The 25,897-nt window shown below is 40.4% G+C and carries 28 protein-coding genes, 1 pseudogene and 1 riboswitch; of the genes and pseudogenes, 13 read left to right on the forward strand and 16 right to left on the reverse strand.

All coding sequences use genetic code 11. From position 1 onward, the window contains the following. Positions 1-119 precede the first annotated feature (119 nt). Positions 120-494: a PadR family transcriptional regulator gene (locus DESMER_RS12985; protein ID WP_014903520.1), complete on the forward strand. Its 375-nt coding sequence runs from the start codon at positions 120-122 to the stop codon at positions 492-494. Next, positions 481-1,674: an MFS transporter gene (locus DESMER_RS12990; RefSeq protein ID WP_014903521.1), complete on the forward strand. Its 1,194-nt coding sequence runs from the start codon at positions 481-483 to the stop codon at positions 1,672-1,674. The genes DESMER_RS12985 and DESMER_RS12990 overlap by 14 nt, the downstream gene beginning before the upstream one ends. Positions 1,675-1,983: 309 nt before the next feature. Here DESMER_RS12990 and DESMER_RS24745 read toward each other — a convergent pair whose 3' ends face one another. Then, positions 1,984-2,112: a hypothetical protein gene (locus tag DESMER_RS24745; RefSeq protein WP_282433005.1), complete on the reverse strand. Its 129-nt coding sequence runs from the start codon at positions 2,110-2,112 to the stop codon at positions 1,984-1,986. A gap of 387 nt (positions 2,113-2,499) precedes the next feature. On the opposite strand from DESMER_RS24745, the pseudogene DESMER_RS23065 reads away from it, so the two are divergent. After that, a pseudogene (locus DESMER_RS23065) lies at positions 2,500-2,692 on the forward strand (DUF3102 domain-containing protein); the annotation flags it as partial. Between the two features lie 76 nt (positions 2,693-2,768). Here the strand turns inward: DESMER_RS23065 and fadR are convergent. The 4 genes from fadR to DESMER_RS13010 all read right to left on the reverse strand — a co-directional run bounded on the left by fadR (position 2,769) and on the right by DESMER_RS13010 (position 6,395). After that, a complete protein-coding gene (gene fadR, locus DESMER_RS12995) occupies positions 2,769-3,353 on the reverse strand; it encodes a fatty acid metabolism transcriptional regulator FadR (RefSeq protein ID WP_042334520.1) in 585 nt (194 codons plus the stop codon). Between the two features lie 202 nt (positions 3,354-3,555). Continuing rightward, the gene (locus DESMER_RS13000; RefSeq protein ID WP_014903523.1) at positions 3,556-3,849 is read right to left on the reverse strand and encodes a winged helix-turn-helix domain-containing protein; all 294 of its coding nucleotides are present in this window, start codon (positions 3,847-3,849) and stop codon (positions 3,556-3,558) included. Between the two features lie 28 nt (positions 3,850-3,877). Then, on the reverse strand, positions 3,878-5,965 hold the full coding sequence (gene feoB / locus DESMER_RS13005; protein WP_014903524.1) for a ferrous iron transport protein B: 2,088 nt from the start codon (positions 5,963-5,965) through the stop codon (positions 3,878-3,880). A gap of 163 nt (positions 5,966-6,128) precedes the next feature. Beyond that, a complete protein-coding gene (locus DESMER_RS13010; RefSeq protein WP_014903525.1) occupies positions 6,129-6,395 on the reverse strand; it encodes a FeoA family protein in 267 nt (88 codons plus the stop codon). Positions 6,396-6,599: 204 nt separating this feature from the next. Beyond that, positions 6,600-6,702: riboswitch (TPP riboswitch) on the forward strand. A gap of 62 nt (positions 6,703-6,764) precedes the next feature. Between DESMER_RS13010 and DESMER_RS13015 the strand changes: the two genes are divergently transcribed. Genes DESMER_RS13015 through DESMER_RS13030 form a run of 4 tightly spaced genes read left to right on the forward strand, consistent with a single transcriptional unit; the run spans position 6,765 to position 9,642 of the window. Continuing rightward, positions 6,765-7,058 (forward strand): thiamine-binding protein, encoded by a 294-nt coding sequence (locus DESMER_RS13015; protein WP_014903526.1) that lies wholly within the window; start codon positions 6,765-6,767, stop codon positions 7,056-7,058. After that, positions 7,059-7,835 (forward strand): ABC transporter permease, encoded by a 777-nt coding sequence (locus DESMER_RS13020; protein WP_014903527.1) that lies wholly within the window; start codon positions 7,059-7,061, stop codon positions 7,833-7,835. A 45-nt stretch (positions 7,836-7,880) separates the two neighbouring features. Then, a complete protein-coding gene (locus DESMER_RS13025) occupies positions 7,881-8,876 on the forward strand; it encodes an ABC transporter substrate-binding protein (protein WP_014903528.1) in 996 nt (331 codons plus the stop codon). A gap of 10 nt (positions 8,877-8,886) precedes the next feature. Beyond that, the gene (locus DESMER_RS13030) at positions 8,887-9,642 is read left to right on the forward strand and encodes an ABC transporter ATP-binding protein (RefSeq protein ID WP_014903529.1); all 756 of its coding nucleotides are present in this window, start codon (positions 8,887-8,889) and stop codon (positions 9,640-9,642) included. Between the two features lie 107 nt (positions 9,643-9,749). Here the strand turns inward: DESMER_RS13030 and DESMER_RS13035 are convergent, their stop codons facing one another. Beyond that, positions 9,750-10,418, reverse strand: a complete 669-nt coding sequence (locus DESMER_RS13035; protein WP_148275287.1) for a YczE/YyaS/YitT family protein — start codon at positions 10,416-10,418, stop codon at positions 9,750-9,752. A gap of 125 nt (positions 10,419-10,543) precedes the next feature. Here DESMER_RS13035 and DESMER_RS23810 point away from each other — a divergent pair, with 125 nt between their 5' ends. Further along, positions 10,544-10,699 carry a hypothetical protein gene (locus tag DESMER_RS23810; protein WP_014903531.1) on the forward strand — a complete coding sequence of 52 codons (156 nt, stop codon included), beginning with the start codon at positions 10,544-10,546 and terminating at the stop codon, positions 10,697-10,699. A gap of 6 nt (positions 10,700-10,705) precedes the next feature. On the opposite strand, the gene DESMER_RS13040 is transcribed toward DESMER_RS23810, so the two are convergent. The 3 genes from DESMER_RS13040 to DESMER_RS13050 form a co-directional block, all read right to left on the reverse strand. After that, complete coding sequence (locus DESMER_RS13040) at positions 10,706-11,071, reverse strand: TfoX/Sxy family protein (protein WP_014903532.1); 366 nt, start codon at positions 11,069-11,071, stop codon at positions 10,706-10,708. 89 nt (positions 11,072-11,160) lie between these two features. Next, entirely contained in the window at positions 11,161-11,466 is a 306-nt protein-coding gene (locus DESMER_RS13045; RefSeq protein ID WP_014903533.1) for a zinc-ribbon domain containing protein, read from the reverse strand. A gap of 224 nt (positions 11,467-11,690) precedes the next feature. Continuing rightward, on the reverse strand, positions 11,691-12,170 hold the full coding sequence (locus tag DESMER_RS13050) for an HD domain-containing protein (RefSeq protein WP_014903534.1): 480 nt from the start codon (positions 12,168-12,170) through the stop codon (positions 11,691-11,693). A 498-nt stretch (positions 12,171-12,668) separates the two neighbouring features. Here DESMER_RS13050 and DESMER_RS13055 point away from each other — a divergent pair, with 498 nt between their 5' ends. Then, positions 12,669-12,953 (forward strand): late competence development ComFB family protein, encoded by a 285-nt coding sequence (locus DESMER_RS13055; protein ID WP_014903535.1) that lies wholly within the window; start codon positions 12,669-12,671, stop codon positions 12,951-12,953. A gap of 213 nt (positions 12,954-13,166) precedes the next feature. Further along, entirely contained in the window at positions 13,167-13,841 is a 675-nt protein-coding gene (locus DESMER_RS13060) for a Crp/Fnr family transcriptional regulator (RefSeq protein ID WP_014903537.1), read from the forward strand. On the opposite strand, the gene DESMER_RS13065 is transcribed toward DESMER_RS13060, so the two are convergent. Next, a complete protein-coding gene (locus tag DESMER_RS13065; protein ID WP_014903538.1) occupies positions 13,838-14,695 on the reverse strand; it encodes a hypothetical protein in 858 nt (285 codons plus the stop codon). The genes DESMER_RS13060 and DESMER_RS13065 overlap by 4 nt on opposite strands. A 137-nt stretch (positions 14,696-14,832) precedes the next feature. Between DESMER_RS13065 and DESMER_RS13070 the strand changes: the two genes are divergently transcribed. Continuing rightward, positions 14,833-17,082 (forward strand): DEAD/DEAH box helicase, encoded by a 2,250-nt coding sequence (locus DESMER_RS13070; RefSeq protein ID WP_014903539.1) that lies wholly within the window; start codon positions 14,833-14,835, stop codon positions 17,080-17,082. A gap of 109 nt (positions 17,083-17,191) precedes the next feature. Here the strand turns inward: DESMER_RS13070 and rd are convergent, their stop codons facing one another. The 5 genes from rd to DESMER_RS13095 form a co-directional block, all read right to left on the reverse strand. Continuing rightward, positions 17,192-17,353 carry a rubredoxin gene (gene rd, locus DESMER_RS13075; RefSeq protein ID WP_014903540.1) on the reverse strand — a complete coding sequence of 54 codons (162 nt, stop codon included), beginning with the start codon at positions 17,351-17,353 and terminating at the stop codon, positions 17,192-17,194. A 97-nt stretch (positions 17,354-17,450) separates the two neighbouring features. Beyond that, entirely contained in the window at positions 17,451-17,756 is a 306-nt protein-coding gene (locus DESMER_RS13080; RefSeq protein ID WP_242830982.1) for a hypothetical protein, read from the reverse strand. 298 nt (positions 17,757-18,054) lie between these two features. Next, on the reverse strand, positions 18,055-18,750 hold the full coding sequence (locus DESMER_RS13085; RefSeq protein WP_014903542.1) for an HAD family hydrolase: 696 nt from the start codon (positions 18,748-18,750) through the stop codon (positions 18,055-18,057). 695 nt (positions 18,751-19,445) lie between these two features. Beyond that, positions 19,446-21,614, reverse strand: a complete 2,169-nt coding sequence (ldhH, locus tag DESMER_RS13090) for an L-lactate dehydrogenase (quinone) large subunit LdhH (RefSeq protein ID WP_014903543.1) — start codon at positions 21,612-21,614, stop codon at positions 19,446-19,448. Further along, positions 21,614-22,186 carry a LutC/YkgG family protein gene (locus DESMER_RS13095; protein ID WP_014903544.1) on the reverse strand — a complete coding sequence of 191 codons (573 nt, stop codon included), beginning with the start codon at positions 22,184-22,186 and terminating at the stop codon, positions 21,614-21,616. The genes ldhH and DESMER_RS13095 overlap by 1 nt, the downstream gene beginning before the upstream one ends. Before the next feature lie 849 nt (positions 22,187-23,035). Here DESMER_RS13095 and DESMER_RS13100 point away from each other — a divergent pair. Both DESMER_RS13100 and DESMER_RS24005 read left to right on the forward strand, forming a co-directional pair. Further along, entirely contained in the window at positions 23,036-23,815 is a 780-nt protein-coding gene (locus DESMER_RS13100) for a tetratricopeptide repeat protein (RefSeq protein ID WP_014903545.1), read from the forward strand. A 148-nt stretch (positions 23,816-23,963) separates the two neighbouring features. Then, positions 23,964-24,125: a hypothetical protein gene (locus tag DESMER_RS24005; RefSeq protein ID WP_014903546.1), complete on the forward strand. Its 162-nt coding sequence runs from the start codon at positions 23,964-23,966 to the stop codon at positions 24,123-24,125. 137 nt (positions 24,126-24,262) lie between these two features. Here the strand turns inward: DESMER_RS24005 and DESMER_RS13105 are convergent, their stop codons facing one another. After that, the gene (locus tag DESMER_RS13105; protein ID WP_014903547.1) at positions 24,263-25,849 is read right to left on the reverse strand and encodes a prenyltransferase/squalene oxidase repeat-containing protein; all 1,587 of its coding nucleotides are present in this window, start codon (positions 25,847-25,849) and stop codon (positions 24,263-24,265) included. Positions 25,850-25,897 lie beyond the last annotated feature (48 nt).

The raw sequence follows: 25,897 nt of genomic DNA on the forward strand, positions 1-25,897 counted from the left end.
CAAAACGTAATATCTTTCATGATTAGACTATCTGGTTAAATCTAGCAAATAAGCATACTGTATATTGCAGTATGCTTATATATACAGTATACTGTAATAAACAGTTAGGAGGCATCAATTTGAGCAGATCTAAACAGAGTCGTCACACGAATGCATTTATTCTTCTCCTTTTAGAAAAATCATCTTCTGCCTACGGTGCTCAAATTCTTTCTAGTTTGCAAGAAGAATTACCGTTTTGTTTAACTGACAGTCCAAGTGTTTATCGTGCCCTTCAAGATATGGAGGAAAAAAAATGGGTTGAAGCGAGTTGGAAAACTTCAGAGGCTGGATCTCCTCGGAAATGGTATTCCATCACTCCTTCCGGACAAGCTGCTCTGAATAATTATGCTCAAGACATTAATCAACGCAAAGCAAATTTGGAGTATTTTCTTAATACCTATACTCAAATCATTAACGACAAGTCTGAGAGGAGTATCCAAGATGACAGAATCTAATCAGTCCATTGAGTATTCAACAATTGGTATACTTTCGTTAGCTCATATGTTAAATGACATGTATAGCAACTACTTACCACAAATGCTTCCCTTTCTAGTAGCCGCAACAGCTCTTAACGCCACGAAAGCAGCAATATTAGTCTCAGCGTTTACTATCAGTTCTTCTTTCATACAGCCTGTCTTTGGCTATTTTCTTGATCGCCAAGGGAAACGATGGCTTGTACACGTAGGAACCTTATGGATGGCAATTATGCTCAGTTTGACAGGCTTAGTCAACAACTACTTACTTTTAGTTATCTTAGCCAGTCTTGCCGGTCTCGGAACAGCTGCCTTTCATCCTCAAGCATCAACAATGATAACTGTTGTCAGCGGTGATCGTAAAGCAGTTCTGCTCTCCACATTTATCGCCTTTGGAAACATCGGTTTTGCACTCAGCCCCCTCATACTCGTTCCCCTATTTCAGAACTATGGTCTCAGAGCGACAATTTATACGATTATCCCAGGTATCATTGTCGCGCTGTTATTATACTTTTTCGCCCCCAATAATCATGTACTTCGCGGGGGAACTACCCCACCTACTCTGGCCGAGGTATGGCTTTCCTTACTGAAAGCTCGCCAAGAACTTTTAGCCATTACTAGTGTCATTGCCATCCGTGCTTTGGCCTATACCGGTTTGTTAACCATTCTCCCCTTATATTTCCATGCACAACATCTTTCCTCTATAACCTCCAGTCATTTAGTCTTCATAATGCTCTTTGCTGGAGCAATTGGAGGGATTTTAGGGGGGTATATATCGGATCGATTTGGCAGGAAACCTTTAACGATCGGTTCTCTGGTTCTAGCTACACCATGCTTTTACGGTTTCCTTTACACAAATGGCACATTGAGCGTTGTTTTCCTAGCTCTTGCCGGTGCCTGCTTGTTATCCAGTTTTTCCGTAACTGTGGTTGCAGCTCAAGAAGCCATTCCCAATAATAAGTCTCTCGCCGCCGGGTTAACGATGGGATTCGCAGGAGGGGTAGGGGGCCTTCTGGTAATTCCTATCGGGAGAATCGGAGATCTTTATGGCCTATCAACTTCGATTTCGGTATTGTTCTTACTACCACTTCTTGCTGGACTTACTGCATTATTTATGAGAAATCGACCTGCCGCAAATGCACAACGGATTGCCGCACGGTAATTATTGTTACAGTATTCAAACTATTAATTGTAAAAAAGAATCTTTTCACTTCTACCATAATTTGTCTTACAGCCCGTTATTCATGAGATTTCTGGCCTTTTATATAGGGTTTCTGCTCAAATTCGGAATCGATTCCGAATTTGAACTGCCATGTCTGGAGCCGTGCCGAGTTTTTATTCCTAAGAGCGTCCCTTGGGCCGCAAAATCAACAGCCATCGGCAGGTGAGGCATTTTCCCCTCTGGCAGGCTTTAATACTGGAGCGGATCAACAAATCGCTTGTTGTTGAATCCGTTATTTTTAGATCTTTTTTACCGATCAATTCGCCGCCGGTGAGGAGAAACATAACCTTGGAAATAATCGGTTCGGCGCAAGGGCAAATATGCCCTCAATGTTATAACAAAGGTCAGGCGAAGGGTCTTCAGCTGCGTATTTGCCATACCGACTCCCCTTCTCCTCCTATGATCGATTGAACAGGGATTTATTCCTCAGTCAGGTCAAAGCGGTTATTCCGGGTTACGGATACCAACAGGTATTTCAACAAATCCAATAATGTGGTTAGTCCTTCTTATCTTATGCACCTTGTCCGGCAGGGGTTACCCTCGTCTGGGGTATTTATGACAAAATAATGGCAAAACCGTAAAGTACCTAGGCACTTTACGGTTTTGCCATTATTTTGTCACCAGTGAGGGCTTGAACACATAACCTATGAGTAAGGCTGTTCAAATCCATCTTCTCTTATGGGAGCCTTTCCTCCGGAAAAGCTTATGAATAAGCAGAGGAGCTCGAAAATCATGGTGAAGGGAATAAGCGAGCAGACACCGTAGATTAGCGCGGCCGAAATTAACAGTATTAAAGATCAGACCGGCAGAATGCTGCTTTACAGCTCCGTCGAGATCGGACGGCGCATGACGGAGGCTAAATCCATGGTCAATCATGGAGAATGGGGAAAGTGGAAATTCGGAATCGATTCCGAATTTGAGCTACACCCAAGGGATTATCCTCTGGGGAATTCCCGAGGAGAATACTCTCACCGCCAATCAAGGTGCAGTCACCAAAGTGCAAGGACTCTTCCTTACTAACAACGTGAGTTCATTTATTTAATATTGAAAGCTCCCCGCATAAGCTCATAAATTAACTCTTCAATTCCTTCTAAAGGACGAGGCTTCCTTGAACTTACCCAGTCGCTAATGGCAGCATCCAGAGTTCCGAAGAACATCTGCCGACCCACTTTTATATCCGCTAAAGTAATTTCTTCCTTTTGTACTCCTTCATTAAGAACTTGTTCAATTAAATGAAAGTACTCTCTTAAAGGCCCAGAAATAGCTTCTCGAATTTTTGGGTCAGATTGTCTTAACTCAATCTGCGTAACTATTGCCAAAGATCGATTTTCCTGCATGTATTTAAAATGAGTCCGAATTAAACAAAATAAGCGTTCTTTAGTTGTCGTACATTGCGCTATTGATTGTTGGATCTCACGAATAAAATTCCCCATACGATCCGAAAAAAGGCTAACCAAAATATCTTCCTTATTCTTAAAATATAAATAAATAGTTCCGTCTGCTACTCCAGCCAGTTTGGCAATTTTAGATACTTGGCAAGTAAAATAGCCGTATTCCGCAAAAGCCTCCGTGGCCGCATCCAGTATAGCATGATATTTCTCCTCACGGGGCTTAATCATCAAATCATAAACTCCCTTCATCTAGACCTTCAAATAGTTTAGATAAATTTAATTTCTATCCACTTGATATCATATCATATATTTAATTTTCCTACATCATCTTCCGAAACATCCACTTCTTGTAAGTGGATGTCCTTATTCTAGCTTCAGTAGGGCTAGACTCCCTACTGAAGTCTCGACGTTCAGCTTTAGCAGAACAAGTTCACTTACCGTAAACTTGATTTAGCATTGTCTGGCCTTTATCAGTCAGTCCCCAAAAAGTAAATGTTTCTGGTGAATGGAAGCCACAATCTTCACAGTGCCCACTGCAGCGATTCATTCCACAACTCGGGCTGCATGCTTGGCCAAAGATTTCTCGACAAATATATCCCATGTGTTCCATCTGTTCTAAAGCGCTTTCAATTTCCTTTAAGGAATAGCCTACCTCAAGTGCAAGCTGTGACATTGATAAGGTAGCTTCTTTACGAGACAAAACTTTCAAAATATCTGTAAGCAATCCGATTCACTCCCCAGGGTTTTTTCAATCACTGGATGCCAAGAAACATTCCGATATGGAGAATAAGCCAACCCACTATAAAACTAAGTAAAAGGTTATAGGCAACGCCAAAACTTGTCCAACCAATACTATGTGACTCTTTATAGGTCGTTACAACAGAAGCCAGACAAGGGATATACAGCATATAGACAACTAAAAAAGTATATGCTCCTAATGGAGTCATAGCTCCGGTCATGGCTTGGGCAATCGACTGGGATGCATCTGCAGCAACACCATATAGAATTCCTAAGGTTGAGAGAGTTGTTTCTTTAGCGGTAAAGCCAAACACAATCGCCACCATAATCCTCCAGTCAAATCCTAAGGGTTGTCCAATAACGGCCAGCCATCCTCCCATCTTACCTGCCCATGTCTCATCCATAGGGACTCCCTGGGGATAGGAACTTAAGACCCAAACCACAATTGAAGCAACTAAAATAAACGTCCACGCCCTTCTTAGGAAGGAATAGGTTTTTTGCCAGGTGGGCAATAAAATATTGCGCAGAGTAGGAATGTGGTATAAGGGAAGTTCCATAACAAAGGCTGAGCGTTCCCTTTGTTTAACGACTCTTCTTAATAAGATTGCTGAGAACATGACTAGAATCATGCTTAAAGATAAAAGACTAATCATAATAACGGCACCCATAGATCCTGGAAAAAAGGCTGCCACAACAGCACTCATTACACCTAAGCGCGGAACACAGGGAATCAATGGGTTAATTAACATGGTAATCAAGCGATCTTTAGGATCTTCTAAAGTTCTTGTTGCCATAATGCCCGGTACATTACAGCCAAACCCGGACACCAAGGAGAAAAATGATTTTCCATGGAGTCCCATGAGCTGCATAAACCGATCTCCTAAAAATGCAGCCCGTGCTAAATAGCCACTATCTTGCATTAAAGAGAAAAAAGCAAAGAATATTGCAATTTGAGGAACAAAAGCCAGAACTGCACCAACTCCAGCGAAAATTCCATCTCGCACTAAACTTTGAATAGCAACAGGAATCTGCACCTTCTGCATCAGACCTACAATCATATCTGCGGCCCAAGCCATTCCATCTGACACAGCACCACCTAAAGGTGCACTTGCAACAAAGGAAAACCAAAATACTACAGACAATATTATCAACATAATTGGATAACCCCATAGCGGAGATAATATCCATTCATCCAGTCTATCCGTCCAAGTGCGTTTTATCGGGCCCTCGTGTATCTTGAATTCTGGCAGGATCTTAGAAATATATTGGTACTTGGCATCCGCTATGGTCATTTCAAATTGATCTTTGCTCCACCCTTCAACTTCATAAGCCTGGAGCAAATCTTCTCCAGGCAAGGTATCCGTATCTTGCAGTACGTATTTTATAGAATCTCCTGAGTCACAGCAGGAATCATTATTCTTCGACCCTTTGGATGTCTGAGGTATACTCCTCCAGGTCTGTCCAATTTCCGAATCCCGTTCTAAACGTTTAATAGCCAACCAACGCAAGGGATACTTTGTCGCCCAGATTGTATCCGCTAATAAATGCTCCATTGCTTGAATCCGTCTTTCAAGTTCCTCTGGATAAGGAACCTCATCCCTTACAGGATCTTTTTTAAGCTTTCCCACTCGGATTGCCTCAGACAAGAATTCTTCGACTCCTTGTTCTTTGGCAGCAATGATTTCAACAACTGGCACATTTAAGACCTGGGCTAATTTATTAGAAAGTATTTTTATGCCTGCAGAATCAGCTAAATCCATCATGTTTAAACCGATTACAACTCTTGGCGCTAGCTCAAGAATCTGAAGAACTAAGTAAAGGTTTCGTTCAATATTTGAAGCGTCAACCAAAGCCATAACGACATCTGGTTTTTCGCGCAGAATATACTCACGCGTAACAATCTCTTCCTGAGAATATGCGGTTAGACTATAAGTACCCGGAAGATCAATCAGTTCAATTTGTTCATTGGCCCTCTGAATTACTCCTGATTTTCGTTCTACAGTTTTTCCCGCCCAATTTCCTACTTGTTGATTTGATCCAGTCAAAGCATTAAAAACTGTACTCTTCCCAACATTAGGATTACCCATAAGAGCTATTTTCATGACTCCACCGCCTCCTCTCTACGCAACACAAAAATTATGTCCTAGCGGCACCTCTATACGCACAATAACAATAATGCGGTTTTATTAACAATCGATATCATATAAAAATTAAATAATCAGAGCCTGATAGATGCTAAATCCGGGCAATTTTAGTAGAACTCGGCTAACGACTTGCTAACGATGGTTCCAGAAGATTTTGCTCAGGTACAGAAACTATTATCTTAGCACATTCCCCACGGCGCATAGCTAAATAATACCCTTTTAAACGAATCTGAAGCGGGCCACCAAATGGAGCACAACGTACAACTTCTATTTCTACTCCCGGGACAATTCCCATATCCATCATTCTTCGGCGCAACGCACCTCCGCCCTCAATATGCTCAACACGCGCCCATTCCCCAGGTTTTACATCCTGTAAAAAGCGTTCCATCAGTTCCCCCCCTTTATCAAAACGATAACCATTCTCAGGCCTAGTTGAAAATATAACTGAGAATACATCTCACTTCATTTACAGAATACTATTCATTTAAAACCCTGTCAATAATAAAATTCGAATTGCCTAGGGCGGTTCCTAACAACAACACATCGACCATTGCACCAACGCGTAAAGACATGATATACTTAAAGTAGTATTATATGGTAACAGGGGAGCTGGAGTTACTGGCTGAGAGGGACTATTGTCCGACCCTTAACCTGATCTGGGTAATGCCAGCGTAGGGAGCAGAGATAAGAACACGCCGCATTATTATTTGCGGTGTTTTTTTATATATTTCAACCAAATTAATAGGGAGGAAAGATTATGGCAAATATTATTATGGCTCTCCAAGTTGTTCCCAAAGTTGAAGAATCACGCATCTATGAAGTTGTGGACGAGGCCATTAAAGTAATTGCAAAGAGTGGAGTCACTTACGAAGTCGGCCCAATGGAAACTACTATGGAAGGAGAGCCTGACCAACTCTGGGCAATTATTAAAGAGGCTCAAGAAGCTTGCATTCGGGCTGGCGCATCCAGAGTAATGTCCTATATCAAGATGGATTACGTCCCTACAGGCTCTACAATCGGCGAAAAAATTGATAAGTACCGCACCAAATAGATGATCAAAAAGAAGTGGAAAGATAGAATTCCTTCACTGCTATTCTTCCTCTTTCTTCTCGGGATGTGGCAGTTCCTTACTATCGCCGCTCAAATCCCCCTTTGGATTCTTCCTACTCCTTCACAAATCGCTCAAGCCCTATGGGAAACACGCCAACTCTTATGGATGCATACTCTAACGACATTACTGGAAACAACTGTTGGGTTCCTTCTCGCCGTTATCTTCAGTCTAATAACCGCTGGTATTATGGTTTTATCCCCTTGGATTAAACGACTTATTTATCCGTTTTTGATTATATCTCAGACCGTTCCACTGATAGCCGTAGCCCCCCTACTAATTCTTTGGCTGGGATATGGCCTCGCCCCCAAAATTATTATCATTATTATCGTTTGTTTTTTCCCAATCACGATTAGCCTTATTGAAGGATTAGAATTGACTGATCGGGACCTACTTAATCTCTTGAAAAGTATGGGGGCCACACGTTGGCAAATCTTTTACATTGTTCGCTGGCCTCATGCCCTGCCTTCATTTTTCTCAGGCCTTAAAATCGCCGCAACTTACAGCGTCATGGGAGCTGTTATTGGGGAATGGCTTGGTTCTAGCTCCGGTTTAGGGGTATATCTGACCCGCTCGTCCCATTCGTTTTTGACAGATCGTGTATTCGCAGTAATTTTCACCATTACCCTATTAAGTTTTGTTTACTTTACACTTATCTCTGCTCTTGCTCGAATTGCCTTGCCCTGGATCGCTAAAGATCCGGACGATAATCTTAACTAGCAGGTATTTTTCATCAAGCTAGAATTTATTGGAAAGGACTTCTATATGAAAAAATTACTTTCTTTATTAATAATCTCTCTTTTACTGTTTGGATGCAGTGCAAATCCTTCAACAACTGATTCCTCTAAAGTAGAATCAACCACTGAAGTAACTCTTATGCTCGATTGGACTCCTAATACAAATCATACGGGTATCTTTGTAGCAAAAGACAAGGGGTACTTTGCAGAAGAAGGGCTAGCTGTCAAAATCCTGGAACCTTCCAGTTCCGGAAATGTTGAGCAGCTAGTTGCTGCAGGCAAATCAGACTTTGGAATTAGTCAACAAGAACAAGTTACTACGGCACGAGCTAATGAGGTTCCGATTGTCTCCTTAGCGGCAATAATTCAACATAACACCTCCGGGTTCGCATCTCCAACCATGAAAAACATCCATAATGCTAAAGACTTCGAGGGTAAGACCTACGGTGGGTGGGGACTCCCATCTGAAGACGCTATTTTAAAAGCACTCATGGAAAAGGACAAGGCTGATTTCTCAAAGATAAAGATGATTAATATTGGTGAAGCCGATCAACTAACCTCCTTAACAAAGGATATAGATTTGACTTGGATTTTTTATGGTTGGACAGGGATAGAAGCAGAATTACGCCAACAACCATTAGACATGCTTTGGCTAAAAGACGTCGATCCTGCTCTAGATTTTTATACTCCTGTTGTAATTACCAACGAAGCTACCATCAAATCTCAACCGGAGCTCGTAGGAAAATTTATGAAAGCTGTAAGCGCCGGGTATCAGTTTGCCATTAAAAATCCGGCCGAATCCGCCGAAATCCTAATAAAAAATGCACCTGAAGCAAATCCTGAGCTTATTCGCAAAAGCCAAGCATGGCTCAGTCCTCAATATCAGGCAGACGCTACTCGTTGGGGAGAACAGAAAACTCAGGTTTGGGAAAGTTATGCAAAGTGGCTTGTCGAGAGGGATTTATTACCACAAATGATCGATCCCGCCAAAGCCTACACTAACGATTTTCTACCTAATTCTTAGGGGGAAGAAGATGGGACTTACTCTTCAAGGTCTTTCGAAATCATATTATAACCCCCATCTTGATCGTCAAATGAAGATCATTAATTCTCTAAGTTTTGAGATAGAGACAGGTTCTTTTGTTTCTTTGATTGGTCCTTCGGGATGTGGAAAAAGTACGATATGCAATCTTATAGCAGGTATTGAAAGCCCCGATTGTGGCCAAATAATGCTGGACAGCTCCTTAATAAACGGCCTTTCCGGGAATATCGGCTACATGCCTCAAAAGGATTTGCTTTTACCCTGGCGTACTCTTCTAGAAAATGTTCTTCTGGGATGTGAGATACAGCATCAAGACAAACATAATGCGCTAGAGGAAGCTCATAAATGGTTAAACCAATTCGGACTTGCATCCTTCTCAAACCATTACCCCCATCAATTATCAGGTGGGATGCGTCAACGGGGTGCTTTGTTGAGAACAATTCTATTTGGCAAAAAAACTTTGCTGCTTGATGAACCTTTTGGAGCCCTAGATGCCTTAACCCGCCAGGAAATACAACGCTGGCTGTCATCTATCTGGAACCAAACACGCCATACAGTTTTGTTCATAACCCATGATATCGACGAGGCTATACTTCTTTCCGACAAAATAATTGTTTTGAGTCAACAGCCGGCCTGTGTTCTCCAAACATTGACTGTCCCCTTTCCTCAACCTCGTGATTCGGATGTATTACTTTCAAGTGCGTCGTTAGACCTTAAAAAAGAGCTATTGAATTTACTAATCAAGTGAACTCATGACCCTGACCCATTAACCTGAAAAACCAAAGGCTTTGATCAAATATGACCAAGCGCCTTTGGTTTTTAAATTTATCCGGTCTATATTAAGAAACTATCTCTTCAAACGGTTTCATTGGTGGGTTTAGTCTTTAAAAACTTCTGTCTGAGAAACCTAACATCATCATCAATAAATCTGTGTTGAACTTGCTTCACATTAAATCTAAAGAGCTTGAAGATAAACTGAATAATATAGCCAAGGGCAACAGACATAATCAACGTCCCTATTCCTACGAAGCCACCTAATAGGTATCCTACAATAAGAGCGCTGATTTCTATAGAATTTCTGATAAACCTCACTGATCTATTGGTCTTTTTCGTTAAAGCAATCATTAAACCATCACGTGGACCAGAACCTAATCCTGCTCCGATGTAGAAATAACTGGCAACTCCTACAATAAACATGCCTAAAAACATCATGATAAGGCCAGAAACAAGGTCTGCTGCTATCGGAATAAGATAATTTAACATTATCAAATCCATGAACAATCCAATAAACAGCATATTGCCAAGAGATCCCCATCCTACCCTCTCTCCTAAAGCTGCATTTATAATTACTAGAATAATTCCTACTCCAATACTAGCTTGCCCCATCGTAATACCTGTAAGATACACTATTCCTTGATGAAAAACATCCCAGGGAGCTAACCCCAGATTAGCATTAATTGTCAACACGATGCCAACTGCAAACAAGAATAAACCTAAAAATAATCTTATAATCCTTTGAACCATTATTATCACCATAGCCTTCTGCCTTAAAGACAAATACATAATTCTAATAGACAATTATCATACTTAGTATAGTGCACTATAGTTATATCTACTAATTTTTCTAAAATAAAGGAGGGACTCAAATTATGACAAAGCTTAACAAGCTCTCTGATCATGGAAATGTTAATTCATCTAAACATACTTCTAAAACTTCTCCTGAACCTAATACAACTGGAAAAAGCAAAGATGATGTGATTTTCACAAAGGATAAAAGCCCTGATGATCTAGAAATCTTAGATTAGACCATATCATTGCTCTTCACTTTGTGATCTTCGTTTTCCTGATTTTCTTTTGCTATTTCGAGATACCAATAAAGCTTTACTAGCCCAGTCAGCTATCTGTTTTCTATCTTCTAATATATCAACTGGAACCTCATAATATGGCATTAACATCGGTCTGTCAGAAAATGGTTTAAAGGGCTCCATTCCTGCTCGCTCATAGTCCGATCTGTTGGAATCGTCAACCTTGAAATAAAGAGTATCGTCTGCAATCAAGCCGAAAATAAATCCTTCAAAGTAAATCCCCGCACCGCCGAACATATTTTTAATTGTAACTGCTCCTAACTCACCAAGTTGATCAATCAAATATTCTTTGTAACTATTGTTAATCCCCATTAGACCCTCCGCAAAAACATTAAGTCAATTATAGTTACATTACAAAAGGCCAGGGAGATAAATCCCCTAGCCTTTTGTTGATCATCATTTTAGTAACGACGCATAGATTGGAAACAATCTCGGCAGTACACCGGTTTTTCACCCGATGGTTGGAATGGAACTTCCGTTTGTACACCGCAGCTTGCGCAAACTGCTGGGAACATTTCACGTTGTGGACGACTTCCGAAATTACCTCGACCGCCACCGCCTGATTGTTGTTTACGTGCCTGACGACAAGCAGGACAACGTGTTGGTTCATTTTCAAATCCTTTTTCAGCATAAAAGTCTTGTTCACCTGCTGAAAATACAAATTCTTGACTGCAATCGCGGCATATTAGGTATTTGTCTTGAGCCATGATAACTCCTCCTTATTTGGTGTTCTTGTATGTTGGATCCTACAAATTATCATCCGTGCACCAAATAAGGTCAGAACTATGGATTCCAATTTAAGTTAGGCCCAAGTTTTAACAAGCACACGGTCAGTATAGCAGAGGGTGTGCGGATTATCAACCAAAATTTTCTACAATTTATCATCTTTTCTTTAATTGTAATATCGAAACCTAATAGTCAGAAAGCTTGATCAGGTTTGAATATTCAAGTCCTCCAAGGCCTTTCTTAGTCTGGCAATATGAAAGGGTTTAGTCATATCTTGCCCATACCAATGACAATCTAATATGTCTGCATCTTTAACGATCTCCTCAAGTGGTGATCCGACTTCCTCCTTCTTAGAATGATTAATGACAGCCTGAATAATGAGCTCTTTGGTTTCCTTTGTTTCAGCTCTTTGACTAAGAAAAGCCCTTACTGGCTCCTCTCCTTTTGGGGCATGCTCATTCTGGCGGCCCGAGAACCACCTACCAATATCGTGCAAAGCACAGGCTAAGGCAGCCCCCTCCACATCTAGACCTCTTTTTTCCGCTAACATACGCCCAATTTGAGCACAACTTGTAGCATGAATTTTTTCCCACAAAATAGGATAATCCCGTTCAGCCGTCTGTGCACCTATTTCATCCAATAAAGAGTAGATGTCCTGCAAATCATTAATAAATTGCCAATTCATAACTTCTGCTCCTTTTAACTTTCTTTACCACAAAAAAAGAAATAATTGTCACTCTCGCCCCAATTGTCTCTCTTACCTCTGCGCTCAATTTTATCTTCAACTGCCTCTTAACGCAACTGCATTGGAATATAATAGATTCTCTTCCCCTTAATGCAGCTGGACTTTCTACCAAAATCCGCTTTGATTTTGTTAAGAGCTATGATACAAAAGGTGTGGCAATTTGCGTCTAAGTTATGAGGCCATCGCTTTGGCAAAAACTTGTTAGTAAAATTCAAAAATAATTGGATTAAGGAACGTTATAAGTTAACTGCAATAGTAAACTATTATCTTTAAACAGACGACTTCAGATTATCACTTTAAATAGAAGTTCTGATTTAATACTTCATTAATCGAAGGGTTAGTTATTATTATTTAATCTGATATTATCTACTTGTTCTTTTAAGGATAAACCATTATTATGGGACATAACCAGAATGATCAAAGGAGATGACCCCACCTATGCTTGAGCTTAAAAACCATACAGAAATAGTTGTCCAACAGGCGCTTAATAAATATCTCGACAATAACACTCTAAGTTGCTCATGCGAGCGTTGTCGGGCTGATATTATGGCATTGGCTTTAAATCGACTACCGGCACGCTATTATGTTTCTTCGCGAGGAGAAATAATGACTCAGTTAGAGTCGCAAACATCTCCTGACCAAGCACGCATTATGGCTGAGGTAGTGCGGGCTGCCCAACAAGTAAGTGCTACACCGTCTCACCAGCATGGTCAAATCATATAGTATAGTATAGCCTACTCAGCATTAATCACAGTTATTACGGATATAACTACCAATACAAATATAGCGAATACCCTAAAAGAATCATTAATTACCGACTTTATGCGTACCGGAGTCCATTCAATTTCTGTCATTTCCAATCCTCCTCACACTTAGTGTATGTATTTTATTAGATTTGTGAATAGAAAGACCTCAATTTTGAAATGAGGTGAATTCATGCTTAACTCTGAAGACCTTAGCCGTTTTTCCCTATTTTCGTCTTTAAGTTATCAGGATATCGCACCGCTTCTCCCCTATCTTATAGAACGACGTTACCGTCGGGGTCAGATATTGTTTGTCGAAGGCGAGATTGGATCATCAGTTTACTTTGTTCTTACCGGGCAAGTTAAACTCAGTAGATCTACTCAAACCGGCGAGAAGCAAATAATTGATTGGTGTGGCCCCTATGAATGCTTTGCTGAGGTTTTGCTACTAGAGTCTGGTTCATATGCAGCAACTGCTGAAGTAATTAAAGACAGTACATTATTAGTTTTAAACAATGAAATAATGCCCCAATTATTAGAAGCTAACCCAGCTCTATCAGTAGCTCTTATACGTACCCTCAGCCGACGATTAAGACTTGCTCAAGAATTTATAAGAATTTTAACAAATCGCTCAACCACCGGAATACTTGCAGCCCTTCTTCTTCGCTTAGCACGACCTGCAGTTACAACAGGAAAACCAATTTTTGTAGATGCTTCGATGACCCATAGGGATTTAGCCAGCATGATTGGAACATCACGAGAATGTGTCAATCGAGCGATTAATGGTTGGAAGCGGGCAGGGATTTTAAAACTGGTTGATGGTCGTTTAGAAATTCTAAAGCCCCATGAACTTGCTGACTGGCCCTAATTAAACACCATTGAACTTGTGCTTATTGGTCGCTCAAATTGGCATATGATCCGCCAACATTCATCCCAGCTTATGTTGGGTTGACGCCGCCAAAAAACCATAGCTGCACGAGTTTTTTCGCACTCTCGGTCATTAAGCAAACTTTGACTGGGAAGTTTTCCTCCCCAAGCATTGACCCATTCTTGATAACAATGAATCATTTCTGTTGATTGATCTCTCAGATATCGCATAGTATAGACACTTGTTAACCACTGAATAACCTTATCTTCACTGCCCCTAGCATATACTTGGCCATCCAAGTCAGTCCCAGCCACTAATAAAAGCAAGAATAAGAAGTGTACTCTAACAGCTTGCCGCAATGTTTCCGGATTGATCTCATTTAGCTCCGCAAATCGTCCTAAAGGTTTCAAAAACAATTTAACCGAAGGATCTCGATAATTACATATTCCAAACGCCGAAAGTGGGATTGGATATACATCTTCCAATCCACTTTCTTGTAATTGTCCAACTAACTCACGTTCAGCTTGGACTAGACGTTGTTCTTTTAACAGGAGTTGCTCCGCAGTTTCTCGCAAGAAGGATTCTGCCTCTTTTGGACGCTCTGGAAGGGAATCTGCCCATTCGCGCAAACGTGATCGCTTCGGCATAAGAATTTCAATAATCGAACCAGTTTCTTGATGTAATAATTTAAAACCTTGTCGAACCCGATCAGGATCTCGATACAGACCCCTCATAAGGGTTTCAGCTGGTTGGGGAATTTCTACAGATTCCTCAAACCGTACGACTACTTCTCCATTTCGCTGTGGAAACTTGAGTCCCATAGCCTTTTCAATCTCTAATCTTATTGAAGACATGTCTGATCCCCCCTAGCCTTGTCTCTAGTTTCATCCTATGGATTCAACCATTAATTCAGACCATGCCTGTATAAATTTGACCATTATTCATTGCTTTGTTAAAATTAGTAAAACATATCAGAAACGAGCTGACTAAAATGTCGAAGCGCACTTATCACGAAATGAGCCTGGACCCTTTTCAAGAAGAGGCTCTTGATGCCATTGATGCTGGCAAATCAGTTATTGTTGCTGCACCTACTGGTACTGGGAAAACCCTTGTTGCGGATTATTTAATAGAAAAGGCCATGAAAGAACATTTAAGAGTAATCTATACCGCACCAATCAAAGCACTCAGTAATCAGAAGTTTAGGGACTTTAAAAAAATGTTCGGAGAAGAAGCTGTAGGGATAATGACAGGAGATGTAGTTCTCAATCCCAATGCTCCTCTACTAATTATGACGACGGAGGTATTTCGCAATCAAGTTATCACTGAAGATCCGTCCCTAGAGTTTGTATCTCACATTGTTTTTGATGAAATTCACTGGCTGAATGACGAAGAGCGTGGGACAGTGTGGGAAGAATCAATTATTTTAGCCCCTCCAAAAATGAAGATACTTGGCCTAAGCGCTACAATTGCTAATGCCAAACATCTCGTGGACTGGATTGAATCGATTCGGCACGAAGAGGTTGCTCTTATTGAAGAACATAATCGAGTCGTACCCTTAGAGTACTTTTACTATACAAAAGACACCGGCCTTGTCGACTACGATCAACTATGGCGCTACTACCGCCGGAAACTTAAAGATCGAACAAATGACGAAAACCCCTTTGGCCCTACGACCCACTTAGACCTCATTCGAACCATACAACGCCATCATCTGCCAGCACTTTTTTTTGTTTTTAGCCGAAGACAATGTGCTATCAAAGCAATGGAATTAGCTAATATTTCTAACTATCTAAAACCTGCCGAACGAAAAATTGTTGAAGATAGATTTATTCATCTCTTTGGTTCTGAGTTTGACTGGTCATCTTCAACACGTCAACTTAAACGGTTATGTTCAAAGGGGATAGCTTATCATCATGCTGGTTTACTGCCCTCTCAAAAGGTTATCGTCGAAGAACTATTTCTGGAAAGGCTTATTAAAGTCCTCTACTGCACAGAAACATTTAGCGTTGGCATCAACTATCCTGTCAAGGCTGTCTGTTTTGATTCATTAAATAAATACGATGGCAGAAATTTTCGGCCTCTTGCCAATCATGAATTTTTTCAGATGTCCGGCAGGGCAGGACGCCGTGGTCTGGATGAAAAAGGCTATTCCTTCGCCTTAGTTGATCTGGGCTATATGGAAAAAAGTCCTCCGCCAAAATTCCAGTTAAATCGCCTAGAACCTCTAACCAGTCAATTTCGACTTACGTACAATACTGTCCTTAATCTAACAGCGACATTATCACAGGCACAAATAGAAATCTATTTCCAAAAGAGTTTTTCATCCTACAGCTACAAGCTGAGCTCAGAGAGGCTTAATTTAGAATTAGCCCAGATTCAGCAAAAGCTTGAAGGTACTCATCAGTATATTTGCGGAGAGGTCGGCTCCTTTAACTGTCCCCTAAAACACCATCCCAAGCGAAAAGAGTTAGAAAAGCTAAAAAAGACCTATAGATCCTTGGGGCCTCGCAAGCAATCCCGTGTATACGGACGAGAGATGGCTCGCAAGATACGTACCTGGGAGAAACTTCTCTCTCAGGCTCCGAAAAATTGTACGCCACAGCATCAGGAGAACTGTTTTGCTCAAAGTAAGTCTTACTTAGCGATCAAACAGCAGCAGCAGGAACTTCAAAATGCCTTGGCAGCCCTTCCTGCAGAAAACGCTTTTCTTCAGGAATTTGAATTTAAGAAAAACCACCTCAGACAGATTGGCTACTTAAGAGGTGATGAATTATTGCCTCGCGGAACCTGCGCTAGTCGTATTTATGTTCAAGAACTTTTAGTAACCGAACTAATATACTCAGATATTTTTACACAATTAGATGATGATCAACTCAATGCCTTACTTTCCAGCGTTGATTTTGAAGCTCGAAAAAATGACATGTTTCAAAAAACAAGCGTCTTTGATGCAAACCCTGTTAAAGAAATCGCTGAGTATATTCAAAGTATCTGCGGACAAGATTCCATTAGATTTGATCCGCGGGTGGCCGGGATTACCCACGCGTGGAGCCAAGGCAGTACGTTTATTGAAGTCCAAGCTATGTGCAACCTGGACGAAGGGGATATCATCAGTGTTTTTAGACGCACTATTGACCTCATGCGGCAGATGAGAGATGCTGTAAGTGACTCTGCCCTGCGTACCCGGTTGAAGGTATGCATGGAGAAGCTAGACCGGGATGAAGCTGCAATAATGGAACTCTAAAAAACTATACTATAAATGATGAACGGGAAAAGCTCTCAGCTTTTCCCGTTCATCATTTATCAACGCAACCGAATCGGAGGCATTTCAAAAATAACTCATATGTAAAATGTTACTCTGAAACCTCGAACATATCTTTACCTACCCCACATAGCGGACATACCCAATCATCAGGAATATCCTCAAAAGCTGTACCAGGTGCAATACCGGAATCTGGATCCCCAGCTTCAGGGTCATAGATATAACCGCAGGCTGAACAAACATATTTTTTCATATAACTTTCCTCCATTTCTAGTTTTAAGAATGGTATATTATCTATTCTAACATTATCCTCGTTTTTTTGCCAGTTTTCCCATCACTCCTTTCACTTTTCACCTTAGTGGAAATCCATCATCAAAACAGATATTATATTTTTTCAAAACATAAACCCGAAAATCCTCAGCACATTGGCAAGTCCCCCGATGATCACAAAAACCGACTTCTAATTTACCGGTTAAATGATGATGCAAAATATGAACATTAACATATAAATGACATACTTGCTCATTTAACTTGATATAGTGTCTCGCAGCAAAATAAAAAAGAATAAACATTGCTAAACTCATTACAATACCAACCTTGGGAAATAACCACGGCATTGTTAGCGCTAAAAATCCCAGGGTTAAAACAACAAACATTCCAATCGTTTCCTGGCGTCTTATATACTTCCACTCATTATATCGCCTTAGAAATTCGTAAAACAACTGCGCCATGCGTACAGAGGGAAAAGGCGGAGTTGATCTCTCTATATTACTATCGACGACGTAGTGGTAAAGGACCCCCACCCTAATCCTTCCTTTCTGTATCTTCGCAGTAAACTCGTTAGGTTAAAGCAGAACATCGTGCTTCAGCGGGGAATCTACTCACTGAAGTAGAATAAGGAACGCCCATTCATAAAGTAGATGGAGCTCGGAATTGATAAAAAGCAGGCTAAGATTATAACAAACCGTTACTAATAAGTCGGTAAAGATTCTCTAGCTGACCTGCATGATGATTCTGATCCTTGGCTTCTAAGGCTTTTTCAACTAAAAAGACCTGCATACCTAGTTCTTGACAGATAAGATCTTTGTTATGCGTACTTACTAACAAACAACCTTCTGGTCTAACTCCAAGCTTTTCAGCAATTTCATTAAAAAACTCTAGCTGAGGTTTAGTATAGTGGAAGTCATCTAAGGACGCAATCACTTTAAATTGTTCCGGATTAAGACCCGTCCAACTAATCTGTTCCCGAATGGCCACTAGCGGGATTAAGGGATCGGAAACTATAGCTGTTAAAAACCCTTCTTGAATCGACTTAGCTACAACTTTAACCCCTTGGGCATTTGGCTGTACTAGACAACGTAAAGCAGGGAAATCAGCGGTATAAAACCTATCAAAGATTTGCTTTATAGTTTGAACAGATTGGCCGGTAGCTTTTGAGAAGTCTTCGAAAAAAGCCTGCATTACTGTTTGTTCATGCTTCGGTTCCTTTTGAACGTTTTCCATAGATTTTATTAATTGTTTTGTAAACTTATCAGGAGAAATTATATGTGAAAAACGCGGTGCTAATATACCAAGATAATTCTGCATAAACTTTGCCATATCAAGATTGGTTAATGTTCCCTCTATGTCAAAGAGAATAGCTTGGATCACAATTATTATCCTCCTTATTGAGGTCTTAAACACAGATGTCTGTGCTCTTAAGTTAATATTCTCCCTTTTTATTTGAAATTCCTTCTAGAAATCTGAGATGTTTAAAGTTAACGAATATTATTCCCACCTTATTAAACTTGATTCTATCTACAACTTTCTAGAAATTAATTTCTGCACCGGGTTTTTAGGCTGACCTTAGTTGACGATAAAAAAGAACCCCAAAATGATGTCTTGGGGTTCTTTGAATCTCAGTTCTTGCAACGACCCGCTCTGTTTTCAGAGGTGCAATCCCTAAGGCACCCTTCCTTTGTATGCTGCAGGCACGTCGGAAGGGCTAATTAAGTAATAAGGCTTCAGTATCGGATACACCATTCATATCATAAAACGCATTGTATAGATTCTTAAAAAAGTTTGACGAGCATCGATTCATTCTTACAACTTAAGCTTTAGTAATAGTTCAAGTCCGACCCTTATAAGCTCTATAACAAAAAACGTCATTTAATGGTTTTCCGCTCTGGCCTCTCTTCTCTAGCCAACATCCTTTTTCCTCTAACGATTTCGCTCGCTTTCGTGGCAACACATTGCCTACTTTTTAAGACAAAAGGTTGTTTGCTTTACACTCACTTACTTCTTGCTGCCCACCGGAAAATCCTTGGCAGAAAAATAAATATTTATCACTAATAATGTAGAACCAGCTACTTAACTCTATTTTTCTTCATATTTTTTCGTTTATCTAAAAGAAGCTCCGCAGTATGGATTGCTCTTACTCCAGGATTTCGCTTATCAAGCCCCCCTGAGATCTGCATCAAACAACCCGGACAGTCTACAACCACAACATCCGCACCTGATTCTTCAATGTTATTTAGTTTTCGGTCTAAGATAGGACCAGATAACTCCGGAAATTTAATCGAATAGGATCCTGCAAAACCACAGCAACGATCTGATTCCTTCATCTCAATAAGTTGAACTCCTGAAGTATCGGTTAAAATCTTGCGTGGTTCAGTATATACTCCCATTGACCTTTTCAAGTGACAGGAATCATGATAGGTTACCTTGAGCGGAATTCCATCTCCGCCCGGTGTTAAGCCTCCCAAGTCAAATAACAATTTGGAGAAATCCTTTGCTTTTTTGCTTAATTCTTCTGCTCGAGAAGCTAAAGCCGGGTCATCATGCAGTAACTCTTTGAAGCTCTCCTTAAGCGCATGTGTACAAGTCGGGCAAGCAGAGACAACATAATCGACCTTTTCAGCCTCTAAAGCTTCAATATTCATAATCGCACACTTACGTGCATTCCCCCGGTCACCCATATAGGTCGCTGGGGCTCCGCAGCAAGATTGTCCATCAGGGAAAACAACTTCATAACCCTTTTCATTGAGAGCCTTAATTACCCCTTCTCCAATTCTGGGATAGACAAAATCGATTAAGCAGCCTGCATACAGGGCAATCTTCCCTTTTCGCTTTTTAACGTCCTGATTGATCGTTTTAAAAACATCCCGAAAAGGAACCTTGGCGACAGCGGGTAAACTCTTCTTCTCCGTGAGACCGGAAAGAAACATAGGTAAATGTCGGATAACAGGCTGTCCCTTAGTAAATGGCTTTTGAGCAACTGAGGCCATACGCAGCATTGAATGGAATAAACGTCGATTAGACACTACATCAAGGGCGAATTTTTGAGTGAATGGAAGACCAGTCTTTTCTCCCATCCGATTACGCAATTCCAAGATCATTTGAGGTATGTCTAATTGTCCGGGACAAACTTCTGAACACTTACCGCATTGGAGACAAAGATTTTGAGGATTCTGAGCATCTTTTTCAGAATTTACAAAGTTAGTTAATATTGTTCCGATGCCCCCAGTATAAATATGTCCATAGACATGCCCACCCACAAGTTGGAATGCTGGGCAAACGTTCAGACATGATGCACAGCGAATGCATTGAAAAGTCTTTTTAAACTTTTCATCCTCATACATCTTGCGTCTGCCGTTATCCATTAAGACGATATGGAATTCTTTATCTTGAACCGTCCCGTCTGGATAATAAGCAGGGGTCGGCCCTGTTACCATACTGACATAACTGGTAATTTGCTGACCTGTCGCACTTCTTGGTAGTGCTTGAAGAATGTGTGTAGCATCTTCAAAGTTTGGTACGAGTTTTTCTATGCCCACTAAGAAAACATGAGTAGGCGGCAAGGTTGAAGTTAAACGACCATTACCTTCATTGGTAAGCATAATTAGTGTTCCTGTCTCAGCAATTGCCATGTTAGCACCAGAAATACCCATGTCTGCTTCTAGAAAGGATTTTCGCAGTTCTTCTCTAGCTGTTTTAACAAGTTCAGCAATAACAGGCTGATTTAGCTTGTGCAAATGTCCAGAGAAGACGTCGGCAACCTCTTCTTTCGTCATATGGATTGCTGGCATAACCATGTGGGAAGGATGTTGTCCGGCAAGTTGGACAATCCATTCTCCTAAGTCGGATTCCTGTACTTCCATTCCTGCCGACATTAAGGTTTTATTCAGTAAAATTTCTTCTGAAACCATTGATTTAGACTTTACAACCCGTTTTACTTCCTTCTTTTTTGCTAACTCGAGAATATATTGTTTGGCGTCTTCACCAGTTGAAGCACGATATACTTTTGCGCCTCGAGCTGTAGCTTGTTTTTCAAATTGATCAATCATTTCCTCCAAATGACTGGCAGCATAGGATTTTACTTCTGCAATATTATCACTGATTTCTTTAAAATTGTAACCTTCATAAGCTTTTTCACGAGAAATCACATAGGCATCTCCAAAACGCCCCAAGGCTCCGCGTAAAACGTTATTATCTAGTGCATCAGAAATTTTCTTTTTAAACTGTTTGTCAGCCATTATGCCACACCTCCAACTTCCTCATCGACAAAGACAACTACAAGTTGCTTAGGACCGTGAACTCCGATTGTTAAAACTCGCTCAATATCTGAAGTCCTGCTAGGTCCTGTTATAAACCCTACAAAACCAGGTATTTCTGGCAAGCTGTGAATTGTGGCCATCGTATCCTTTAGGGTTGGAATTAATTTATCCGTTGAAATAAGTGCAATGTGTATCGGAACGAGGGTCGAACATAGACGCTGGTTTACATCTGCATCTGCCTGTACTAAAGAGCCCAGCTCCGCAATCGCATAATTTACTTGAGTTATACCGGCTTGTGCGTCAGGTGTTACCTGGCGGAAATTATCGGTGTAGACAATTATCCCTTTTTTCTCAAATGAATTTACAAAATCTCCTTTTTCAGAGATGGGCGAATTTAAGAGTGCCACATCTTTTATTCCTTTTTCAATTAAAACATTGCAGACAAGCTCACTGGCTTCTAATGCAGTGTTAACACGATAACACTCACCGGCTACTAATTCTATCTTTGTCTTGAACTTGTTATATAGATCGTCTTGTTGATCTTTATGCATGTAAACCTTCCTCCTAATTGATGAATCTTCTTAATTAACAAGTGGTCAGACCATCATGCCACCTTAGAATTTAATTTTAAGACATTTTAATGACAATTACAATAACTTAGGAACTAAAAATTAAAAATATTATGTTAGTAATTCTAATAAGTAAATCTTGACACAAACAATACATCAAAAATTCCAGCCGAACTACAGACTTCCTATAATTTACATATTGATTTTCGACATTATTTGCGTTATGGTTTAATCAGTAAAGTCTAGTAGTTAAATCTCCTGGATTTTGCGCAAAAGAGGATTTCCGGACGCGGAAATCCTCCTTAACTCATCTCGACCATAATGATAATTCTGATACCCTTAGATGACCAAGGGTTTCTTTATACATCTTCTGCCTAGCCTAGATTAATTGGTAACACATCTAATCTTGATTTCCGTATAATGAATTAAACCGTCATAGTTTAAAGGAGTTTATCTTATGTTCGAATTACTCCTCTTTGTACCGGGAATAATCACTTCGAGAGATCGCCCACGATATTATCCCTCTTTGTATTCTTACAGATGGTATTAGTTATTAGAATGAGAGCACTAAGCTTTTGTCACATAACTGAAACCTTTGAAATTCAAAAAAAGTCTTTCGCCTAGGTAATTTAAACCTAGGCTTTTGTTATACTATCACATCGGGTAGCATATCCCCTCTGACTCCTAGGAGCTTACCTTTTTAATTTAGACTAAAGTTAGTTGACATACTTAATGCATCAAAATCAATATAGGACTTTTTTTATTTAAATCCACTTAATTGAAGTGTTCTAATTATCTTCACTGAATAGTACTTATGAATGAGGGGATATAATGAGTAGTATTCAATACGATCCGGAAATTCTCTATGTACAAAAGTTGTATTTTTTCTTATATTTAGCTACAATCTCCATACTTATAGCCTTAATAATAATTGTTTACGTTGATCTTAGAAGCGGGTTATATAGCTTGGCAGTGGGTTTTGGCCTTTCCTACATAGGTATGGTAATGAAGAAAAACTTTAACCCTCCCGGAAAAAGGTTATCTGCTCAACGAATGGCACACACCATTTCTCAAGACAGCAGTCCTTTATCAATCGCTGGTTTTGCCAGCCAACTATATTATTACTTTCATGAACCAACTCAAGCAATTTCGATTCTTGAAAAATTCTTATCAAGTCAAGACCCCTTACTTTGTATGACCCTTGGAGATATTCTTCTTAAAGAAGGCAAGCCTATGCGTGCACTGTATATTTTGAGGGATAATCCTCATGCGTTAGTTGACCCTCTTTTACTGGCAACCCAAGGCCGTGTACTGATTCAAATTAACAAAATTCCAGAAGCAGTAAAAATGTTTGAGCGTAGTATACACCTTGCAAAACAAAACAAATTTCCTAAAAGCAGTAACAATTGGATTACGCAAAAAATATTAACCGTCAGCTATCTAGCAAATATTCACCATAGTCTTGCGGATTGCTATATTATGCTTAATGACTTTCATTTAGCAAAAAAACACTACCGTTCTGGTAATTACCGGGTCTTTGATGTGTCCCTTTGGCGTCATTGCCCATCAGTTCAGTTAGATTCCACAAAAAACCACAAAAATACTAAATAGTTCTCCTTTCTTTTCCCTTTTGTTTTCAATCCTTACTCCCTATTCCAACAGCTTTCTCGGATAGAATTCTCTATAATAAGGATAATACTTATAGGTTGTTCCAATATTGGACAAGACTTACCGCAAGTACTGAAATGGAGGGTGAAAAATGCTGTCAACTCATGCTAGTGAAATTCTGGGATTCATCCGTGATTTTGAAGCATCCTCTCGTGATTATCTCCTCTCCAAAGGCTTGAGTGAAAACGAGATGAAGAATGCCTATCTGGACTTCCAGTGGAACTTTCTACATACAATTCTCAAGAAACATTAGTAGGCAGTTGTAATAATACAAGGATTTTCTTTTAATAAGACAAAATGAGCTTTAAAATAATCAAGAGCCTTCACAGAAGGCTCTTGATTATTTTATTTAGGATAGATAAATTTATAAAATTTGATGATAAACAGAAGTTATCTGAAAAAGGATGCTTTATATAACCGTTGATAACGTTGCAGTGCACGGATAGCTGTCAAAGCTGTAGTTATAGGTTCTTCATAATTCCATCCTTTTGCATAGATCCCTCGATAAGACGGTGTAAAAGAGCCATTGCTGTTCTGTTCCGAGAGGAGATTTTTAATTCCACTTTCTAGAACTCTCAAGGGAACATTTCTTGAAAAACGCCATAGCCCTGCGATTGTCAAACCAGTTTCCACAACAGAGCCCCAGCTCCCATCCAACTTCTGTGATTCCACTAGATACTCTAGCCCCTTTTTCCTGGCTCCTATAACATGACGTGCAGTATTCCATCGTTCCCAACTGAACTTCCACTTACTTAACAATTCCATAGCCTGAGCTGTGCTATAAATTGAGCCCTCAAACCAAGATGCGGGAAAAGCCCCTTGGTCGTTCTGCTGTGCCAAAATCCAATTAAGCCCCTTCCAGATTTTTTCCTCTTGTGCACGCGAACTTCGCCATAAGGCTTCTAACACATGAATACTTACGTCTACACTGGAAATATAAACTGGAAATTCCGAGCAAACATTAGGTGGTATACCTTGGAAACTGGGAAATGTACTCCAACTCCCGTCAGGGTTTTGTAAACTCTCCAGTAGGTTTACTCCAAGGTTATTCCTTTCACCAACTACCTGATGTAAACCAATCAGAGCAACTGCCGTATCATCTAAATCCGGATGAGTGTATGGAGGGGTACTACCATAACTGCCATCTGTATTTTGAGCTCTTTGCAACCAGCTGACTGCTTCTTCAAGCCAAGGGATTTCTGAAAAGTTCTGAGCTACTTCCCCAAAGACACTTACTGCCCATCCGACTGACCATACTTTTAGTTGGTCAAAAGCAGCCCATCCTCCACTTGGATATTGTTTCTTTACCAACCACCTCCCAGCTTTTTGAGTTTGTTCTATATACATTCCCTTGCTCACTAAGGCTAGAATTGACATACTGGTCGCAATTATATCTTCGGCCCAAGAACCGTCCGACATTTGGCTATTGATAAGGTATTGGATCCCCTTTTGAATTCCAGCTTGAGAGTTTGAGGCCAGTAGCGAGGCAGCTATCACCACAGATCTTCCATAAAGGGGTAGTCTTGTTAATACCCTATCCTCGAGAATGGTAGGAAGCATTATTTCCTCAGGCGTAGGCCCCTCCAATCCCGGAATAACTCTTTGTCCAAGGGATAAAATCACGTGAGAAAATCTCTTGGCTTGTGAAAGAAGTTTAATCTTAGCTTTCCATCCGCCTTCACTTCCCTGCAGAACCATCCGAACTATTTGGGTAATCTCTTCATCAGGTTCATCACCGGGGAATTTCCCCCACCCTCCTTGATTTTGCTGCTTTAACCACTGTATTCCACGCAGTTGAGCGTTTTCAAATCCTCTTCCCACCGCCAGAAGGGCCAGCGCCGCCAAGGCTGTAGCCCCTTGGCTTGGAGAGACACTGTGCAATTCATCAAGTTTTCCTGACAGTATCTGATTCACACCTTCAGATACATATTTCCTAGCAAGGTCAAGACTCTCTTGGACTTCGTATTTTAAATCCATAGAATTCTCTCCGTCTTCATATTTAGCAAATGCCATAGTATTAACTAT

The organism is Desulfosporosinus meridiei DSM 13257, assembly GCF_000231385.2.
GTDB classification, from domain to species: domain Bacteria; phylum Bacillota; class Desulfitobacteriia; order Desulfitobacteriales; family Desulfitobacteriaceae; genus Desulfosporosinus; species Desulfosporosinus meridiei.

Coding starts and splice junctions, on each gene's coding strand:
- DESMER_RS12990 (WP_014903521.1), top strand. CDS start 481: ATGACAGAATCTAATCAGTCCATTGAGTATTCAACAATTGGTATACTT.
- DESMER_RS24745 (WP_282433005.1), bottom strand. CDS start 2,112: ATGGCAAATACGCAGCTGAAGACCCTTCGCCTGACCTTTGTTATAACA.
- fadR (WP_042334520.1), bottom strand. CDS start 3,353: ATGATTAAGCCCCGTGAGGAGAAATATCATGCTATACTGGATGCGGCC.
- feoB (WP_014903524.1), bottom strand. CDS start 5,965: ATGAAAATAGCTCTTATGGGTAATCCTAATGTTGGGAAGAGTACAGTT.
- DESMER_RS13010 (WP_014903525.1), bottom strand. CDS start 6,395: ATGGAACGCTTTTTACAGGATGTAAAACCTGGGGAATGGGCGCGTGTT.
- DESMER_RS13015 (WP_014903526.1), top strand. CDS start 6,765: ATGGCAAATATTATTATGGCTCTCCAAGTTGTTCCCAAAGTTGAAGAA.
- DESMER_RS13020 (WP_014903527.1), top strand. CDS start 7,059: ATGATCAAAAAGAAGTGGAAAGATAGAATTCCTTCACTGCTATTCTTC.
- DESMER_RS13025 (WP_014903528.1), top strand. CDS start 7,881: ATGAAAAAATTACTTTCTTTATTAATAATCTCTCTTTTACTGTTTGGA.
- DESMER_RS13030 (WP_014903529.1), top strand. CDS start 8,887: ATGGGACTTACTCTTCAAGGTCTTTCGAAATCATATTATAACCCCCAT.
- DESMER_RS13035 (WP_148275287.1), bottom strand. CDS start 10,418: ATGGTTCAAAGGATTATAAGATTATTTTTAGGTTTATTCTTGTTTGCA.
- DESMER_RS23810 (WP_014903531.1), top strand. CDS start 10,544: ATGACAAAGCTTAACAAGCTCTCTGATCATGGAAATGTTAATTCATCT.
- DESMER_RS13040 (WP_014903532.1), bottom strand. CDS start 11,071: ATGGGGATTAACAATAGTTACAAAGAATATTTGATTGATCAACTTGGT.
- DESMER_RS13045 (WP_014903533.1), bottom strand. CDS start 11,466: ATGGCTCAAGACAAATACCTAATATGCCGCGATTGCAGTCAAGAATTT.
- DESMER_RS13050 (WP_014903534.1), bottom strand. CDS start 12,170: ATGAATTGGCAATTTATTAATGATTTGCAGGACATCTACTCTTTATTG.
- DESMER_RS13055 (WP_014903535.1), top strand. CDS start 12,669: ATGCTTGAGCTTAAAAACCATACAGAAATAGTTGTCCAACAGGCGCTT.
- DESMER_RS13060 (WP_014903537.1), top strand. CDS start 13,167: ATGCTTAACTCTGAAGACCTTAGCCGTTTTTCCCTATTTTCGTCTTTA.
- DESMER_RS13065 (WP_014903538.1), bottom strand. CDS start 14,695: ATGTCTTCAATAAGATTAGAGATTGAAAAGGCTATGGGACTCAAGTTT.
- DESMER_RS13070 (WP_014903539.1), top strand. CDS start 14,833: ATGTCGAAGCGCACTTATCACGAAATGAGCCTGGACCCTTTTCAAGAA.
- rd (WP_014903540.1), bottom strand. CDS start 17,353: ATGAAAAAATATGTTTGTTCAGCCTGCGGTTATATCTATGACCCTGAA.
- DESMER_RS13080 (WP_242830982.1), bottom strand. CDS start 17,756: ATGTTTGTTGTTTTAACCCTGGGATTTTTAGCGCTAACAATGCCGTGG.
- ldhH (WP_014903543.1), bottom strand. CDS start 21,614: ATGGCTGACAAACAGTTTAAAAAGAAAATTTCTGATGCACTAGATAAT.
- DESMER_RS13095 (WP_014903544.1), bottom strand. CDS start 22,186: ATGCATAAAGATCAACAAGACGATCTATATAACAAGTTCAAGACAAAG.
- DESMER_RS13100 (WP_014903545.1), top strand. CDS start 23,036: ATGAGTAGTATTCAATACGATCCGGAAATTCTCTATGTACAAAAGTTG.
- DESMER_RS24005 (WP_014903546.1), top strand. CDS start 23,964: ATGCTGTCAACTCATGCTAGTGAAATTCTGGGATTCATCCGTGATTTT.
- DESMER_RS13105 (WP_014903547.1), bottom strand. CDS start 25,849: ATGGATTTAAAATACGAAGTCCAAGAGAGTCTTGACCTTGCTAGGAAA.